The organism is Pseudomonas sp. BAV 4579, from assembly GCF_009765395.1.
Taxonomy (GTDB): domain Bacteria; phylum Pseudomonadota; class Gammaproteobacteria; order Pseudomonadales; family Pseudomonadaceae; genus Chryseomonas; species Chryseomonas aestiva.
This window is the reverse complement of the sequence record NZ_WHOV01000017.1, coordinates 43,556-55,662: the sequence shown is the minus strand read 5'-3', so window position 1 is coordinate 55,662 and position 12,107 is coordinate 43,556. Positions and strand designations below refer to the sequence as shown.

The following is a 12,107-nucleotide window of genomic DNA, read 5'->3' as shown; positions in this document are numbered from 1 at the left end:
CTGGCGAACCCGGTCACGCCGCCGGTGCGGGCGGCGTGACCGGTCGGGGTCAGGCGGGCGCCAGGGCGGCGGCGCGGCGCTCGCGGCTGAGCAGGTAGCAGCCAATGCCCACGCCCAGCAGGGCCAGCCCCATGACGTACCAGGCCGGGCCCAGCGGATGCTCCTTGAGCATCAGGGTGACGACCATGGGCGTCAGGCCGCCGAAGATGGCGTAGGCGACGTTGTAGGAGAACGACAGCCCCGAGAAGCGCACCTTGGGCGGAAAGGCCAGAACCATCACCCGCGGCACGCCGCCGATGACGCCGACCGCCGCACCGGCAAAAGCATAGAGCGGGAACAGCCATTCCGGATGGACCTTCAGACCGGCATAGAGCGACCAGCTGGCCAGCGCCAGGATCAGGCCGCCGACGATGAACACCGGACCGCTGCCGAAGCGATCGGACAGCGCGCCGGAAACGATGCAGCCCAGGGTCAGGAAGACGATGGCCAGACTGTTGGCCTTGAGCGCCATGGCGGCGGAGAAGCCGTACTGGGTCTGCAGCAGGGTCGGGGTCATGAGGATGACCACCACGATGCCGGCGGTGAGCATCCAGGTCAGCAGCATGGACAGGATCACGCTGCTGCGGTGGTCGCGCAGCACCGCCTTGAGCGGCACTTCCTCGGCCAGCGACTTGTGGATCGCCAGTTCGGCGAACACCGGCGTCTCGTGCAGCCAGCGGCGCAGATAGACCGAGAACAGGCCGAAGACTCCACCGATCAGGAAGGGAAAGCGCCAGGCGTAGTCGGCCACCTCCAGCGGAGTGAAGACGGTGTTGATCAGGGTCGCCATCAGCGAGCCGAGCAGGATGCCGAAGGTGAGGCCGGCGGTCAGGGTGCCGCAGGCATAGCCGACGTGCTTGCCGGGAACGTGTTCGGAGACGAACACCCAGGCGCCGGGCACCTCGCCGCCGATGGCCGCGCCCTGGATGATGCGCAGCACCAGCAGCAGGATCGGCGCGGCCACGCCGATCTGGGCGTAGGTGGGCATCAGGCCCATGCCCAGGGTCGGCAGCGCCATCATGAAGATGCTCAGGGTGAACATCTTCTTGCGCCCTAGCAGGTCACCGAAGTGGGCCATGATGATGCCGCCCAGCGGGCGTGCCAGGTAACCCGCGGCGAAGATGCCGAAGGTCTGCATCTGCCGCAGCCAGTCCGGCATGTCGGCGGGAAAGAACAGCTTCCCTACCACCGCAGCGAAGAAGACGAAAATAACGAAGTCGTAGAACTCCAGCGCACCGCCCAGGGCGGACAGCGAGAGGGTCTTATAGTCGTTGCGGCCCAGAGGGCGCGACGTGAGTGGCGCGGAGGCAGATTGCAGTTTCATCAAGGATCCCGGACAAGAGAGGAGCGCAAAGGAAATTCGGCCTCTGGCATCCCTCCGGGTGTAGCGGACAAGACGCGGCCCCGAGTGACCGTCCGCCTGGGCGGCTGGCAGGGATCGGGCGGGTCGCCGGATGGGCGCCGGACCTGCACCGCGCCGCCTGCGCTCTTGTGGAGCACGGCAGCAGCAGGTCTACCGATCATTACCTGATCATCGGACGTGCACGACCCTCTGGATTGCCTGGCCGTGCACGGTCTCCACGATAGCAAATCTGCAAGGAATTTCCGCTATTCATTCAGTGCCCATTCAGGGCTCATCTGCCGAGCTATGACTGTTCCATCCTGGTGCAAAAGCGGTCGAGCCGCCCTGCCCCAGGCGTTATACTGTAGCCCCCTAACGATCTCCCCAGAGAGATTGGCAGCATTCTTGCGTGCAGATGCTGAACGTTACCTACCTATCCGGGCTCCCGAGGGCCCTGTCATGATCGAAGAGCTCGAACAAGAAGATCCCATCCCCCAGGGCGACCTGGCCATGCAGATCACCGCTCTGCCCCGCGAGACCAACGGCTTCGGCGACATCTACGGCGGCTGGCTGGTGGCCCAGATGGACCTGGCCGGCAGCGCCATGGCCAGTCGCCTGGCGGCTGGCCGCGTGGCCACGGTGGCCATCGACCGCATGGCCTTCATGACGCCGGTGCCCGTGGGCGCACAGCTCTCCTTCTATACCAACACCCTGGAGGTGGGCCGTAGCTCCATCCAGATCCTCATCGAGGTCTGGAGCGACGATCCCCTGTCCAGCGAATGGAGCAAGGTGACCGAGGCGGTGTTCGTCTTTGTCGCCATTGATGGCAGCGGTCGCACCCGGCCGTTGCCCGCGCGGCGCTAGCCCGACCGCTAGGGCTCCTGAGCCAGCGGTGCCTCTCGGACCTTGGTCGGCCGTCCGTGGCGAATGCCTTCGACCTGCGCCAGCGCCTGCCGGACTTCGGCGGCGGTGGCCAGCAACCGATAATCGAGGGTGAAGTCACGTGTGCCGCCGGCTTCGATCCGCGGCACCAACCCCAGCGCCCGCTGCTGGCTGCGGTTGTAGGAAAAGCTGGTGCCCGGTTCCAGGCCGGTGACATAGCCCTGGGCCTTGGCATCGGTGTTCTTCCACAGGGTGAAGACCGGCAGCTCCCGCACATTGAAGGCCAGCGCCACGCCCTGGTGGGCACTGTGATCGTGCAGTACCGCCAGGCTGCGCCCCTGATCGTCGCCCCAGGGGTAGAGGTTGTAGACCGTCTCGCCATAGCCCGGCATAGGCGCGCGATAGGCCTGCCATTCCCCCAGCTCCTGGCGTGCCCGCGCATCGAAGGGTGACACCTCCCGCACCGGAGCGGCGAACCGGGAGCCCTCGCCGAGCAGCGGCGGACCGAAATTGCTGTGATAGAGCACCTGGTACTCGGCGGTATGTGCCCCCTGGTTGGTCAGGCGGTCGTGCAGGGTGAAGCCGGTGGCCCCGGCCTGGGTCACCAGTTCGGTGTCGATGCGGAAGTTGGCCTGCTTGAAGGCCTCTTCGTGCAGCACGCCCCTGAGGCTGATGCGGTGCGGCGGCTGTTCGTCGATGGTCAGCACCACCTGGCTGGCCGGCAGGTAGCTGGCCCGGCCATGCAGGGTCAGCAGCTGCCCCCTGTCCATGCCCGGATGGCCGACCCACTCGAAGCCGGCGCGCGCCACCAGTTCGCTGAAGCCTTCCAGCCAGCCCAGGCCATTGCGGCTTTCCAGGTTGACGAAGGCCGGATTGACCATCTCGCGTACCGGGGAGTCCCAGCCCAGTCGCAGGGTGCCGGCCTGGGCCCGCAAGACATTCATGCCGCGGGTCGCCACCACGGTGAGTTGCATAGCGCCGGTATCGATCTCGATCAGCACCGAGCCCTCCCGGCGCCCGCCACTCAGGCGGTGCATGCCGACGGTAAAGGCCAGGCCATCGCGCAGACCCAGGCGATCGCTGCTGATGCTCCAGTTCTGCACCGGCTGGTCGGGAGCGATGAGGGTGTATTCCCAGGCCGAGGCGCTGGCACTGGCCAGGAACAGGAGACAGCCAGACAACAGACGAGCGCGGATCATGGAGTCCCCCTGGCAGCGCGATCGCCTTGAGTCTAGACCAGCTCGCGCCAGACTGCAGACCCTGTTCCAGACGCGCTCAGAGGCGCGAGACCCACTCTTCCTGTATAGGTTTGTTCAGGGAAATCAGAGGATTGGGTAAAGACAACCTTTATCATTCAAACGACCGTTCGGTACTTGCCAGGGCAGCGATTTTTGCCGAGGATCGACTCGTCTCTACCACGGAGTGGACTCCATGAAACCTTCAGCCCTGTTCTTGTTGCTTGCCCTGGCGGGCGTTGCCCCGGCTTATGCGGGCAATACCGAAGCCGGACTCGGCGGCGCCGTGGGTGGTGTGCTCGGTACTCTGGTCGGCCAGCAGGTCGGCGGCAGCACCGGTGCGGCCATCGGTGCCGGCGTGGGCGGTGCAGCAGGTGGTGTACTGGGCGCTGACCGGCGCAATCGGACCGAGGCCGCCATCGGCGGCGGTCTGGGCGCGGCGGGCGGCAACGTGATCGGCAACAGAGTCGGTGGCAGCACCGGTGGCCTGGTTGGCGCGGCCCTGGGTGGCGGTGCCGGCAGTGCCCTGGGCAACAACCTGGGCGACAGCGGCCGCGACGACCGCCGCTATCGCGACCATCCCGGCAAGGGCTGGAAGCACGCCAAGCACAGACACAAGCACTGGGATCGCTAATAAAAACGCCCGGCATTGCCGGGCGTTTTTTGTTGCGCGCGAAGCTACTGACCGAGATCGCGTAAGCGCTTGCCCTGCATCAGATTGCGTTCGATGCGTTCCAGGGTGACACCCTTGGTTTCCGGTACCAGCAGGAACACCAGGAAGATGAATACCACGTTCAGTCCGGCATAGATCCAGAAGGTGGTGCCCTGCCCCAGGGTGCCCAGCATGGTCAGGAAGGTGGCGCCGACGATCATGTTGGCGATCCAGTTGGTGAAGGTGGAGCAACCGATGCCGAAGTCGCGGCCCTTGAGCGGCTGGACTTCCGAGCACAGGGTCCAGATCAGCGGACCGGCCGACATGGCGAAGCCGACGATGAAGATCAGCAGCATGACCACGGTAAAGGTCTGCTGACCATGGCTCAGGTTGCCCATGCCGAGCATGGTGCCGACCACACCCAGGCCCACGGCCATGACCACGAAGCCGGTATAGAGGATGGGTTTGCGGCCCCACTTGTCGACCAGGAAGATGGCGATGAAGGTGGCCAGCACGTTGGTCAGACCGACCGCGGCGGTAAACCACATCTGGGCGGCGGTGTCGTAGCCCATGCCTTCGAAGATGCGCGGCGCGTAGTACATCACCACATTCATGCCGGTGAATTGCTGCACCACCTGCAGGAGTACGCCCAGGCCCACCGAGCGGCGGAAGTTGGGATTCTCCTTGAACAGCGACCAGCCCTTTTGCGGGACCTTGAGCTGCTCTTCGATCTCGGCGACCTCCTGCTGGATGACCTTTTCGTCACCGCGCAGCCGGTGCAGGACCTTGATCGCTTCCTCGCGGCGACCCGCCATGATCAGCCAGCGCGGGCTGTCGGGCAGAGCGAAGACGCCGATCAGGAACAGCACCCCGGGGATGGCGATGATGCCGAGCATCCAGCGCCAGGCTTCGTAGTAGCTGAAGGCGGTGTTGGAGAGGAAGGCGAGCAGGATGCCGGCGGTGATCATCAGCTGGTACAGCGAGATCATCGAGCCGCGGATGTTTTCCGGAGCCACCTCGGCCAGGTACAGCGGCGCGGTGAAGGAGGCGATGCCGATGGCCAGGCCGAGCAGGAAGCGGGCGAAGATCAGCATGGTCGGCGAGGTGGCCAGACCACAGAGGATCGAGCCGATCACGAACAGCACGGCGCCCAGCATCAGCGACTTCTTGCGACCCAGCTTGGCCGACAGCGAGCCGGCGCCAAGAGCGCCCAGGGCGGCGCCGGCCATCATGCTGGAGACGATCCACTCGATCACCTGGTCGGAGATCTGAAATTCCTGCTGGATGAATTTGGTGGCGCCGGAAATGACGCCGATGTCGAGGCCGAACATGAGACCGGCCAGGGCCGCCATCAGGCAGGCGAAGATCGCCTTGGGCTGGGCCTTTTCGGTGACGTGACCGTCGGCGTGGGTAGTGGTGTTGCTCATGACAGAGGCTCCTCGCTCGCCTTGTGGGCGATCTTGTTGTCGCGGGTCGTTCCGTATCCGTTTGTTACAGACCTGTCTGACGACCCTTGGTTCGGCCGGTAAGAAGCCCTTACCAGAGCCGCGCGGGCTGGGCGTTCACATAGGTGGCATAGAGCGAACCGCCGCCGGTGATGAACAGGCGATTGCCCTTGAGGCCGCCGAATTCGACGTTGGAGACGGTTTCCGGCAGGTGCAGGGTGGCCAGCGGCTGACCGCTCGGATTGAAGACCCGCACACTGTTCTGCTCGGCCGAGCCGGCCCAGCTGCACCAGAGATTGCCGTCGCTGTCGACGCGGAAACCGTCGATCACGCCCTGCTCCTTGGCATCGATCAGCACCTCGCCACCACCGAGGGTGCCATCGTCCTTCAGATTGAACGCCCTGAGGTGATTGGGCTTCCCAGGGTTGCCGCCGCCAGCGGTGTCGCTGATGTAGAGCCGCTTGCCATCGGGGGCGAAGGCCAGGCCGTTGGGGCGGCTGAAATCCCCTGCCGCCACCGTGGCCTTGCCCTGGGGATCGATGCGATAGACGTTGGTGGGCAGCTCGAATTCGGCCTTGTGGCCCTCGTAGGCGCCGAGGATGCCGTAGCCCGGATCGGTGAACCAGATGGCACCATCGGCGCCGACCACCACGTCGTTGGGCGCGTTCAGCGGCTTGCCGTCGAAGCGGTCGAGCAGCACCGTGACGCTGCCGTTCAACTCGCGGCGGGTGACGCGGCGGCTGTCGTGCTCGCAGCTGATCAACCGGCCCTCGCGATCCCGGGTGTGGCCATTGGCGTTGTAGGACTGGTCGTCATAGACGCTGACGTGGCCGTCGTCGGCGCTCCAGCGCATCACCCGGGCATTGGGGATGTCGCTGAACAGCAGGCAGCGCCAGTCGGCCATCCACACCGGGCCTTCGGTCCAGAGACCGCCGGACCACAGCCGCTCGACGAAGGCGTTGCCTAGGCGGCCCTTGAAGGCCGGGTCGTGGATCTCCCAGGCCGGATCGGGCATGACGATGGGCGGCTTGCCCTCCCAGTTGCGGGAGAGACCGAACTTGTCGTCGGCCAGGGCGCGGCTGGCGACCAGACCGGCCGAGGCGGCCAGGGACACGCCAAGAAAGGTGCGGCGGGCGAGAGGCATGAGGAGACTCCTTTGTTGTCGTTATGGGGCCGGCAAGGCCGGTGGCAGAGCGCCGCAGACGGGGGCTCCCTTAGTCGTCCTTATTCGGGCAGACGTTCCACCTTGCCCACCACCAGACCGTAGCAGAGGGCGCCGATCAGCGCAGTCACGCCGATGAAGGCGATGGCCGGGGCGAAGCTGCCGTCCTTGACCAGGAAGCCGATGACGATGGGCACGCAGATGGCCGAGAGGTTGCCGATGAAGTTGAACATCCCGCCGGTGAGGCCGATCAGCCGCTCCGGCGCCATGGCCGAGACCATCGACCAGGTGATGGAGGCCAGGCCGTTGCCGAAGAAGGCCAGCGCCAGGCAGGCGATGATCAGGGCGGGCGAGTCGACGAAGTTGGCGCCGACGATGCTGGTGGAGATCAGCAGGCCGCCGATGATCGGCAGTTTGCGCGCCAGGCCCACGGAGGCGCCGCGGCGGACCAGCCAGTCCGACAGCAGCCCGGAGCAGATCACGCCGAGAAAGGCGGCCAGGAACGGCAGCGAGGCGAGAAAGCCGGCCTTGATGAAGTCCATGCCACGGTATTTCACCAGGTAGGTGGGGAACCAGGTGAGGAAGAACCAGAGGGTGGAGTTGAGGCAGAACTGGCCGATGTAGATGCCCCAGAGCTTGCGCTTGTTGAGCACGCTCCAGAGGTCACGCCACTGGAAGGCGGCGCGGCTGCGATTCTTCTGCTCCAGATCGACCAGACCGCCACCTTCCTGGATCAGGGTGACCTCGGCGGCGTTGGCGCCGCGGAAATCCTTGGGTTCGCGATAGATCCCGTACCAGATGACCGCCCAGAGGAGGCCGACGCCGCCGGTGACGACAAACACCATGTGCCAGCCAAAGGTCTGCTGCAGGTAGATCAGCACCGGGGTGAGAAAGGCCAGGCCGACGAACTGGCCGGAGGTGTAGAAGCCGATGGCGGTGGCCCGCTCACGCTCGGGAAACCAGGTGGTGACCACCCGGTTGTTGATCGGATAGGCCGGTGCCTCCAGAGCGCCCACGGCGAGCCGCAGGATGATCAGGCCGATGAAGCTGCCGACGAAGCCCAGGCCGATGGTGGCCAGCGACCAGAGCGCGATCGCCACCGGATAGAGGATGCGCGGGGCGACCTTGTCCACCAGCCAGCCGCCGGGGATCTGCATGGCGGCGTAGGTCCAACCGAAGGCCGAGAGGATCAGCCCCATCTGCACCGGCTCGATGCCCAGGTCATGGGCCAGGTGCGGGGCGGCGATGGAGAGGTTGCTGCGGTCGAGGTAGTTGATCACCACGGTGACGAACAGCAGCGTCATGATGAAGAAGCGCGCCCGACTGGGCTTGGCCAGGGTCGGCGCGGCCGTGGCTGCCGCCGGGGCGGCGTGGGTGGGGGTTGGCATGGCTCGGGTCCTGTAATTGACGTTGTGGCGAGCGTTGTTGCGGTCTGAGGGTCAGGGCGCCGCGGCGGCCCTCACCCTGGCCCTCTCCCAAGGGGAGAGGGGATGGTCGGTGCGGAGATCGAGTCCCGCGCTCCTGCTCTTGCCCCCTCTCCCTTGGGGAGAGGGTTGGGGTGAGGGAGCAGCGGCGGTGGTCCGGCTTTCCCTCACCCTGGCCCTCTCCCAAAGGGAGAGGGGATGGTCCGCACGAGAGCGAAACTCCGCGCTCCTGCTCTTGCCCCCTCTCCCTTGGGGAGAGGGCTGGAGTGAGGGCGTCCCTTACCACTCGGCGAAACTGCCGTCCTTATGCCGCCAGATCGGATTGCGCCAGCGATGGCCGATGGCGGCCTGTTCCTTGACGAATTCCTCGTTGACCTCGACGCCCAGCCCCGGTCCCTGGGGGATCTTCACGTGGCCATCGGCGTAGTCGAAGACCTCGGGATTCTTGATGTAGTCCAGCAGGTCGTTGCCTTGGTTGTAGTGGATGCCCAGGCTCTGCTCCTGGATGAAGGCGTTGTAGCAGTTGGCGTCCAGCTGCAGATTGACCGCTAGGGCGATGGGGCCAAGGGGGCAATGCAGGGCGATGGCCACGTCATAGGCCTCGGCCATGTTGGCGATCTTGCGTGTCTCGGTGATGCCGCCGGCATGGGACGGATCGGGCTGCAGGATGTCGACGTAGCCTTCCTGGAGGATGCGCTTGAAGTCCCAGCGCGAGTACAGCCGCTCGCCCAGGGCGATGGGCGTGTTGCTCATCAGGGCGATCTCCTTGAGCGCCTCGTGGTGCTCGCTGAGCACCGGCTCCTCGATGAACATCAGGCGGAACTGTTCCAGTTCCTTCACCAGTACCTTGGCCATGGGCTTGTGCACCCGGCCATGGAAGTCCACGCCGATGCCGAAGTGCGGACCGCAGGCGTCGCGGATGGCGGCGACGTTGGCGATCACCTGGTCGACCTTGTCGTAGGTGTCGACGAACTGCATCTCTTCGCTGGCGTTCATCTTGATCGCGGTGAAGCCCTTGGCCTGGCGCTCCAGGGCCTGGGCCGCGGTCTCCGCCGGGCGGTCGCCGCCGATCCAGGAATAGACGCGGATGCTGTCGCGCACCTGGCCGCCGAGCAATTCGTGCACCGGGACGCCCAGGGCCTTGCCCTTGATGTCCCACAAGGCCTGGTCGATGCCGGCCAGGGCGCTCATGTGGATGCCGCCGCCGCGATAGAAGCCGCCGCGGTAAAGCACCGTCCAGTGGTCTTCGATGTTGCGCGGGTCCTTGCCGATCAGGTAGTCGGCCAGTTCCTCGACCGCCGCCGCCACGCTGTGGGCGCGGCCTTCCAGCACGGGTTCGCCCCAGCCGTGGACGCCCTCGTCGGTCTCGATCTTGAGAAAGCACCAGCGCGGCGGGACGACATAGGTGGTGAGTTTGGTGATCTTCATGGTGTGGGAATCTCGACTGTAATTATTGGGATCGAGGGGGGATCGCGGCCATGGGCCGCTCCTACAGGGAGGTACCGGACACCTGTAGGAGCGGTCGCGACGGCGAACCGCCATGGCCGCGATAATCAGGAACCTTTGGCTACTCGCCACCCCGCCGCGAAGGCCTGGGCGTTGGCGCTGACCTGAGCGGCGCTCAGGCCCGGCTTGTACAGCGCCGAGCCGAGGCCGAAGCCGTTGGCGCCGGCAGCCACGTAGGGGCCCATGTTGTCCGGAGTGATGCCGCCCACCGGCAAGAGCGCCAGCGCCTTGGGAAACACCGCGCGCCAGGCCTTGACCACCGCCGGGCCGAGTTGCTCGGCGGGAAACAGCTTGAGGCTGTCGGCGCCGGCGTCGAGGGCGGCGAAGCCTTCCGAGGGGGTGGCCACGCCCGGGGCACTGACCAGGCCGGCAGCCTTGCTGGCACGGATCACCGTCAGGTTGGCGTTGGGCGAGACGATCAGCCGACCACCGGCGGCGGCCACCTCGGCCACCTGGGCCTCGGTGAGCACGGTGCCGGCGCCGATCAGGCAGCTTTCGCCCAGCTCGGCGGTCAGTCGGCGGATGCTCTCGAAGGGCTGCGGCGAGTTGAGCGGGATCTCGATGACGCGAAAGCCGGCGTCGTACAGGGCACGGCCGACCGCGACGATCTCGTCCGGGGTGACGCCGCGCAGGATGGCGATCAGCGGCAGGTCCTTGAGATAGGGTTCAAGCATGGGAGCCTCCAGAGGTGGGGAGCAGGCCGGCGGCCTGGGCCAGGCGCCAGAGCCCGGCCCGGGTGGCCTGCTCCAGCAGGCGGACCTGGTGGATATCGAACAGCGCCAGGGCGTCGCGATAGCGCTGGCAGAGCGGCGCGTCGCCGATCAGCACCAGGGGTGGACAGGGGGCGCCAGCAAGGGCGGCGACCTGGCTGCGCAGCTCTTCGCCGATCAGCAGGCCGGACAGGTAGTCGAGGCTGTGCGCCGCGCCCAGTTCGCCGGCCAGCACCCGGCTGCGAGCGGTGAAGAGCCGGCCGAACAGGCCCTCGGCTCCGGCATCGCGGGCGGTGACCAGCCCCAGGCGGAAGGCTTCGGCGCTGGCCTCGGGACCGGCTTCGGCAGCCGGACGCCCGAGGATGGAATGCTCGCGCAGGACGGCGAACAGCTCGCCGGTCATGTAGGTGGCGAAGTCGGTCAGGCGACCGTCACGCACCCGCACCCACTTGCTGTGGGTACCGGGCAATACCAGCAGGGCTTCGGCGGCCAGGTCCGGCTCCAGTTCAAGGGCGCCGAACACCTGGGTTTCCTCGCCGCGCAGGACGTTGGGCAAGGCGCCGCGCTGCATTACCCCGGGGACCAGATGAAGCGCGCCGCAACCGGTGTCCAGGCGCAGCAGGCCGGCGGCCAGGCTGTGGACGTCGGCCGGGCAGTCGGCATAGGGCACCTCGCGCCAGCCGCCGCGGCTGCCGACCATGCCACAGGCGATGGCGGGCAGGTCCGGCTGGGCCTCGCGCCAGTCGCCCACCAGGGTGCGATAAGCCGCGGCGAAGTCGCCATCCGGCACATGCATGATGCCCCAGGGGCGGCTGCGGGTTTCCAGCACGGCGCCCTGGGCGTCGAACAGCTGGGCCCGCAGGGACGAGGTGCCCCAGTCGAGGCCGATGAGGTGCGGGGTGGCGGTCATGCGGGACTCCAGCCGAGTTCGCGGGAAATGGCCCGGGCGCAGGCAGTGACCTCGGGCTGCAGTTCATGCAGCCGCGCCTCGGGCATGTAGGGGATGGCACTGGCGACGCTCAGGGCCGCGACGATGGCGCCGTCGGCGCCACGGATGGGTGCGGCCACGCAGCGGATGCCCAGTTCGTTCTCTTCCAGATCCAGGGCATAGCCCTCGGCGGCGTGGCGCCGCAGCCGCACGCAATAGTCCGCCCAGGGCAGGAAGTCCTCGCGCAGGCCGGGCTGACCGGTCCGCCGGGCCACGCCTTCGCCGTAGAGGGCTTCCCATTCGCCCTCGGCGAGATCGAGCATCAGCGCCTTGCCGACCCCGGTCAGCGCCAGCGGCATGCGCAGGCCGACCCGGGATCTCATCTCCAGCCCCCGGCTGCCCGGCAGCTTGTCGAGATAGAGCACGTCGCCGCCTTCACGCACGCCGAGGTGCACGGTGTCGCCACAGTGCTGGGCCAGGCGCTGCAGATGGGGCCGGGCCACACCGGTCAGCGGCAGTTGCTCGCGGGCCTGGTAGCCGAGGGCGATGAGATGGCTGCCCAGGATCAGCCGCCCGCCGTCATGGCGCAGATAGCCGGCCTGGGTCAGGGCGGCGACCAGCCGATGGGTGGTGCTGCGGGTGCAGCCGATGGCGGCGCCGACCTGGGCCAGGCTGTCGGCCCCGGCGGCCACGGCTTCGAGCACGGCCAGGCCGCGAAACAGTGCCTGGGCCCCGCTGGGCGCTTCGCCCTTGTTGGAATTGTTGTCGTTCATGGCCTTCAC

General features: G+C 66.9%; 11 protein-coding genes. 2 read left to right on the top strand and 9 right to left on the bottom strand.

Going from position 1 to position 12,107, the window contains the following annotated elements:
• Window positions 1-49 precede the first annotated feature (49 nt).
• On the bottom strand, window positions 50-1,357 hold the full coding sequence (locus GSQ95_RS05685) for an MFS transporter (protein WP_178118361.1): 1,308 nt from the start codon (window positions 1,355-1,357) through the stop codon (window positions 50-52).
• A 486-nt stretch (window positions 1,358-1,843) separates the two neighbouring features.
• Here GSQ95_RS05685 and GSQ95_RS05680 point away from each other — a divergent pair, with 486 nt between their 5' ends.
• Window positions 1,844-2,245 (top strand): acyl-CoA thioesterase, encoded by a 402-nt coding sequence (locus GSQ95_RS05680; protein ID WP_026083995.1) that lies wholly within the window; start codon window positions 1,844-1,846, stop codon window positions 2,243-2,245.
• Between the two features lie 8 nt (window positions 2,246-2,253).
• Here GSQ95_RS05680 and GSQ95_RS05675 read toward each other — a convergent pair whose 3' ends face one another.
• Window positions 2,254-3,462, bottom strand: coding sequence for an aldose 1-epimerase family protein (locus GSQ95_RS05675; RefSeq protein ID WP_218580189.1), 1,209 nt, complete (start codon window positions 3,460-3,462; stop codon window positions 2,254-2,256).
• Between the two features lie 232 nt (window positions 3,463-3,694).
• Between GSQ95_RS05675 and GSQ95_RS05670 the strand changes: the two genes are divergently transcribed.
• The gene (locus GSQ95_RS05670; RefSeq protein ID WP_017642352.1) at window positions 3,695-4,132 is read left to right on the top strand and encodes a hypothetical protein; all 438 of its coding nucleotides are present in this window, start codon (window positions 3,695-3,697) and stop codon (window positions 4,130-4,132) included.
• A gap of 44 nt (window positions 4,133-4,176) precedes the next feature.
• Here GSQ95_RS05670 and GSQ95_RS05665 read toward each other — a convergent pair whose 3' ends face one another.
• From GSQ95_RS05665 to GSQ95_RS05635, 7 genes are all read right to left on the bottom strand, one after another.
• Entirely contained in the window at window positions 4,177-5,577 is a 1,401-nt protein-coding gene (locus GSQ95_RS05665; RefSeq protein ID WP_158889887.1) for a sugar porter family MFS transporter, read from the bottom strand.
• A 109-nt stretch (window positions 5,578-5,686) separates the two neighbouring features.
• Entirely contained in the window at window positions 5,687-6,739 is a 1,053-nt protein-coding gene (locus tag GSQ95_RS05660; RefSeq protein ID WP_158889889.1) for an SMP-30/gluconolactonase/LRE family protein, read from the bottom strand.
• A gap of 80 nt (window positions 6,740-6,819) precedes the next feature.
• Window positions 6,820-8,145, bottom strand: a complete 1,326-nt coding sequence (locus tag GSQ95_RS05655) for an MFS transporter (protein ID WP_158889891.1) — start codon at window positions 8,143-8,145, stop codon at window positions 6,820-6,822.
• Window positions 8,146-8,460: 315 nt separating this feature from the next.
• The gene (dgoD, locus tag GSQ95_RS05650) at window positions 8,461-9,609 is read right to left on the bottom strand and encodes a galactonate dehydratase (RefSeq protein WP_158889893.1); all 1,149 of its coding nucleotides are present in this window, start codon (window positions 9,607-9,609) and stop codon (window positions 8,461-8,463) included.
• Window positions 9,610-9,734: 125 nt separating this feature from the next.
• On the bottom strand, window positions 9,735-10,361 hold the full coding sequence (locus GSQ95_RS05645) for a 2-dehydro-3-deoxy-6-phosphogalactonate aldolase (RefSeq protein WP_158889895.1): 627 nt from the start codon (window positions 10,359-10,361) through the stop codon (window positions 9,735-9,737).
• Window positions 10,354-11,307, bottom strand: a complete 954-nt coding sequence (locus GSQ95_RS05640; protein WP_158889897.1) for a 2-dehydro-3-deoxygalactonokinase — start codon at window positions 11,305-11,307, stop codon at window positions 10,354-10,356. The genes GSQ95_RS05645 and GSQ95_RS05640 overlap by 8 nt, the downstream gene beginning before the upstream one ends.
• Entirely contained in the window at window positions 11,304-12,098 is a 795-nt protein-coding gene (locus tag GSQ95_RS05635; protein ID WP_158889899.1) for an IclR family transcriptional regulator, read from the bottom strand. Before GSQ95_RS05635 ends, GSQ95_RS05640 begins: the two co-directional genes overlap by 4 nt.
• Window positions 12,099-12,107 lie beyond the last annotated feature (9 nt).

Bases quoted from the DNA above. Each gene is read 5' to 3' on its own strand.
- GSQ95_RS05675 (WP_218580189.1), bottom strand. From the start codon at position 3,462: ATGATCCGCGCTCGTCTGTTGTCTGGCTGTCTCCTGTTCCTGGCCAGT.
- GSQ95_RS05670 (WP_017642352.1), top strand. From the start codon at position 3,695: ATGAAACCTTCAGCCCTGTTCTTGTTGCTTGCCCTGGCGGGCGTTGCC.
- GSQ95_RS05665 (WP_158889887.1), bottom strand. From the start codon at position 5,577: ATGAGCAACACCACTACCCACGCCGACGGTCACGTCACCGAAAAGGCC.
- GSQ95_RS05660 (WP_158889889.1), bottom strand. From the start codon at position 6,739: ATGCCTCTCGCCCGCCGCACCTTTCTTGGCGTGTCCCTGGCCGCCTCG.
- GSQ95_RS05655 (WP_158889891.1), bottom strand. From the start codon at position 8,145: ATGCCAACCCCCACCCACGCCGCCCCGGCGGCAGCCACGGCCGCGCCG.
- dgoD (WP_158889893.1), bottom strand. From the start codon at position 9,609: ATGAAGATCACCAAACTCACCACCTATGTCGTCCCGCCGCGCTGGTGC.
- GSQ95_RS05645 (WP_158889895.1), bottom strand. From the start codon at position 10,361: ATGCTTGAACCCTATCTCAAGGACCTGCCGCTGATCGCCATCCTGCGC.
- GSQ95_RS05640 (WP_158889897.1), bottom strand. From the start codon at position 11,307: ATGACCGCCACCCCGCACCTCATCGGCCTCGACTGGGGCACCTCGTCC.
- GSQ95_RS05635 (WP_158889899.1), bottom strand. From the start codon at position 12,098: ATGAACGACAACAATTCCAACAAGGGCGAAGCGCCCAGCGGGGCCCAG.